The sequence below is a fragment of the Cellulomonas citrea genome, from assembly GCF_009829685.1.
Classification (GTDB): Bacteria; Actinomycetota; Actinomycetes; order Actinomycetales; family Cellulomonadaceae; genus Cellulomonas; species Cellulomonas citrea.
The window spans coordinates 1-2,621 of record NZ_VWSD01000244.1 but is presented as its reverse complement, the minus strand read 5'-3'; the positions used below and the strand labels follow the sequence as shown (position 1 = coordinate 2,621).

The window sequence follows — 2,621 nt, the reverse complement described above, 5'->3', positions numbered from 1 at the left end:
AGACCGCGCGCGCCGCCGCGGGGGCCGACCTCGTGCTGCTCGCCTCGTCGGCCGAGGCCAAGGAGACCGCGGCGCGGCTCGCGGTGCTCGACCGTGCCGCCGTGGTCACCGACGCCGAACGCGTCGAGCGGGTCGACGGTGCGCTGCACGTCACCAAGTCGGTGCTCGCCGGCACCTGGGTGACGACGGTCGAGGTGACCGCACCCGTGGCCGTCGTCACCGTGGAGCCCAACGCCGTGCGGGCCGAGGTCGCACCGGCCCCGAGCACGCCCCAGGTGTTCGAGGTCGAGGTGGCCGGCAGCGCACTGGCGCGCGCCGTCACCGTGGTGCGCACCGCACGTCACCAGACCGGACGCCCCGACCTGGCGACCGCCGATGTCGTCGTGGTGGCCGGGCGCGGGGTCGACGGTCACCTCAGCCCCGTCGAGGAGCTCGCCGACCTGCTCGGCGGCGCGGTCGGCGCCACCCGGGTCGCGGCCGACGAGGGCTGGGTGCCGCGTGAGCAGCAGGTGGGGCAGACCGGGGTCGCGGTCTCGCCGCGGCTCTACATCGGTGCCGGTGTCTCGGGTGCGGTGCACCACCGCGGCGGGATGCAGTCCTCCGGCACCGTGGTGGCCGTCAACGACGACCCGGACGCACCGATCTTCGAGTTCGCGGACTACGGCGTGGTCGGGGACCTGTTCGAGGTGCTGCCGCAGCTCACGGCCGAGCTGCGCCGGCTGCGCGCGCAGGGCTGAGCCGGGCGCCTGACGGGCGCGTCAGGCCAGCGTGTGCAACCAGCGCAGCGTCGCCCCGGCCTGGGCCTGCTGGAACGTGCGCAGGTTGGGGATGCCGGGCGGGTCGGGCTGCAGGCTGCTCCAGGCGAACCAGCCGGCCAGCCCGACGAGCGCAGCCCGCAGGTCGTCCGTCGGGACGCCCTGGGCGACCGGCCGGGCCGCGAACAGCTCTGCGGGGTCGCCACCGCCCTCGGCCGCGACCGAGGGCAGCAGGAACGCCAGGTCGAGCCACGGCGCACCCACCGAGGCGTGCGGCCAGTCGATGAACCAGACCCGGTGGTGCTCGTCGAGCATGATGTTGTCCGAGCGCAGGTCGCCGTGCACCAGGTGGTCCCCGGCGAGCACCGGCGGCGCCTCCCTCTCCCAGCGCACGAGGTCGTCGAGGTGCTGGGTGGACCACAGTCCCAGCTCACCCAGACCGTCGGACAACCGCCCGAGCGCGGCGCGGCCGGCCCCGGAGAGCTTCTGCCAGCCGGTGAAGTCCTCGACGAGCGCCTCCGGTGTGGGGCGCAGCGTGTGGCCCGGGCGAGGCCGCAGCTCACCGAGCGCGTCGACCGAGGTGAGCACCGCCGAGAGCTCCTCGGGCCGCCACGGGATCTGCGGGGTGCGGCCGTGCACGGCCTCCCAGCCGGTGATGACCCACTCGCCGTCGTCGTGCCACCACAGCAGCCGGGGGGCGCTCACCTCGTCCGGCAGCGAGCCGACGATGCGGATCTCGGCGCGTGCCAGGTCGGGGGACGCGGGGTTCTCGCGCGGGGAGACGGCCTTGACGAACACGGCGCTGCCGTCGGCCAGCTCAAGGACCGCGACGAACCCGGGGGAGAAGCCGCTCGTGGCCGAGGTCTCGGCCGAGACCTGCGACCCGGCCAGGTCGGCGATCCGGCGTCTGACGTGCGCCGGGAGGTCGCGCCAGTCGAGCCGCTGGCCGCTGAAGGCCCTGGGCAGCTCCACGACGTCGTCGGCGCTCACGGCGTCATCTTTGCAGATTCGTGATCTTTCACCGAACGCCGCGCAGCCGCTTCGTAGAATCGGCCCGGTGACCGTCTACCTCGACCACGCGGCGGCGACCCCGATCCGGGCGACCGCGCTCGCGGCCTGGGCCGAGGCTGCGGCAGTCGTCGGCAACCCCGCCTCGGCGCACGCCGCCGGACGGGCCGCACGCCGGTTGGTCGAGGAGGCCCGCGAGACGGTGGCCGACGCCCTCGGTGCGCAGCCGTCGGAGGTGGTCTGGACCTCGGGCGGCACCGAGGCGGACAACCTCGCGGTGCTCGGGCTGTACCGGGCCGCCCGCGCGCGCGACCCCCGCCGCACCCGGCTGCTGGTCTCGGCGGTGGAGCACCACGCCGTGCTGGAGCCGGCGCGCTGGCTCGCCGGGCACGAGGGGGCCGTGCTCACCGAGCTGCCCGTCGACCACGACGGCGTGCTGGACGTCGACGTGCTGCGCGCCGAGCTGGACCGTGGTGACGTCGCGGCGGTGTCCGTCATGTGGGCGAACAACGAGGTCGGCACGCTGCAGCCGGTGGTCGACGTGGTGGCCGCCGCCGCCGAGCACGGGGTGCCGGTGCACGCCGACGCGGTGCAGGCGGTCGGCCAGGTGCCGGTGCAGCTCGCGGCCTCCGGGGTGGCCGCGCTCAGCCTGTCCGGGCACAAGATCGGCGGGCCGCAGGGCACCGGGGCGCTGCTGCTGCGCCGCGGCGTCGAGCTGGCGGCTGTGCAGCTCGGCGGCCATCAGTACCGGATCCTCGGGTCGACCAGGGCGGCGATCACGTCGACGATGAAGTTCGTCACCGCGACGATGACGGCGAGCATCGCGACGATGCCCTGCACCGCGACGAAGTCCCGCGC

At 75.2% G+C, this 2,621-nt stretch carries 2 protein-coding genes and 2 pseudogenes; 2 read left to right on the top strand and 2 right to left on the bottom strand.

What is annotated here, in order from left to right; genetic code table 11:
- Positions 1 to 737 (top strand): electron transfer flavoprotein subunit alpha/FixB family protein (locus F2B26_RS15680; protein WP_159810940.1); only part of this gene is annotated, 737 nt, incomplete at its 5' end.
- 21 nt (positions 738 to 758) lie between these two features.
- Here F2B26_RS15680 and F2B26_RS15675 read toward each other — a convergent pair.
- Complete coding sequence (locus F2B26_RS15675; RefSeq protein WP_159810938.1) at positions 759 to 1,745, bottom strand: phosphotransferase family protein; 987 nt, start codon at positions 1,743 to 1,745, stop codon at positions 759 to 761.
- Positions 1,746 to 1,812: 67 nt separating this feature from the next.
- Here F2B26_RS15675 and F2B26_RS15670 point away from each other — a divergent pair.
- Positions 1,813 to 2,451 (top strand): annotated as a pseudogene (locus F2B26_RS15670) (cysteine desulfurase family protein); the annotation flags it as partial.
- Between the two features lie 53 nt (positions 2,452 to 2,504).
- Here the strand turns inward: F2B26_RS15670 and F2B26_RS17695 are convergent.
- A pseudogene (locus F2B26_RS17695) lies at positions 2,505 to 2,621 on the bottom strand (ABC transporter permease); the annotation flags it as partial.